General features: G+C 68.6%; 1 pseudogene. It reads left to right on the top strand.

The window, feature by feature from the left end:
* Positions 1-427: pseudogene (locus tag MWC30_RS22005) on the top strand (hypothetical protein); the annotation flags it as partial.

Raw genomic sequence — 427 nt, 5'->3', positions numbered from 1 at the left:
ACCGTTCTTATCCCGAGAACAGACCCGGCGTTCCTTTATGGCGATGCCGATGTTCTCGCGGGCCGCGCCATCGGGGGCGACGACCGCATCGCGCCAGCGAGTTTCACTGAAAACAACTCACACGGCGACGCCCGCCTCATTTCGGAGAACGCCCAGGGCGGCAACGACCAAATCGGGACCTTCGGCTCCAACAGCATCCTCTACGGCGATGCCTACGAGATGACGGACCGGGCGCGCGGCGGGGACGACTCGCTCCAGGCCGGAAGCGGCACCGGCGCCCGCGCCTCCGCGCAGAACACGCTCTACGGCGACGCCTACGCGATGGGGGGCAGGACGCAGGGCGGCGACGACACGCTGACCGGCTCCGACGGGTTTGCCTCCCCCGCTTCCCTGCACGGCGACGCCTTCGAGATGACGGATCGGGCGC

It is taken from the genome of Desulforhabdus sp. TSK (assembly GCF_022836495.1).
Taxonomy (GTDB): Bacteria; Desulfobacterota; Syntrophobacteria; order Syntrophobacterales; family Syntrophobacteraceae; genus Desulforhabdus.
Note: the sequence above shows the minus strand (reverse complement) of the source record. Positions and strands in the feature narration are given on the sequence as shown.